Origin of the sequence: Nocardia paucivorans NBRC 100373, from assembly GCF_000308675.1 — a bacterium.
Lineage (GTDB): Bacteria > Actinomycetota > Actinomycetes > Mycobacteriales > Mycobacteriaceae > Nocardia > Nocardia paucivorans.
The window spans coordinates 1-496 of sequence record NZ_BAGE01000077.1 but is presented as its reverse complement, the minus strand read 5'-3'; the positions used below and the strand labels follow the sequence as shown (position 1 = coordinate 496).

Below are 496 nucleotides of genomic sequence, written 5' to 3'. Positions count from 1 at the left end.
TATCGCGGTTCGATCTGCAACTGGTTTTGTCGGATCGTGTCGGTGGTGGGATGTCGGTGGCGTTCACCTATGCCACCGATTTGTTCGATGCGGTGACGGTTGAGGCGTTGGCGCGTCGGTGGGTTCGGGTGTTGGAGTCGGTGGTTGGTGATCCGGGGGTGGTGGTGGGGGAGATCGAGCTTTTGGATTCGGTGGAGAGGGCGGATCTGTTGTCTCGGGGTGGTTCGGGGGTGGGGGAGATGGTGCCGTTGGCGGATGTGTTGGTTGCGGCGGCGGGTCGGGATCCGGAGGCGTTGGCGGTGGTGTGTGGGGGTCGTCGGGTTTCGTATGGGGAGTTGGATGGGTGGTCGAATCGGTTGGCGCGGGTGTTGATTCGTCGGGGTGTGGGGCCGGAGGATGTGGTGGCGGTCGGTGTGCGGCGTTCGTTCGAGTCGGTGTTGGCGGTGTGGGCGGTTGCCAAGTCGGGGGCGGCGTTCCTGCCCATCGACCCCACCTA

The 496-nt window shown here is 64.5% G+C and carries 1 protein-coding gene; it reads left to right on the top strand.

Annotated features, from left to right (window positions below; all coding sequences use genetic code 11):
* Positions 1-50: 50 nt before the first annotated feature.
* Positions 51-496: AMP-binding protein (locus tag ON32_RS30600; protein WP_217998099.1), on the top strand; the 446-nt coding region annotated here is incomplete at its 3' end.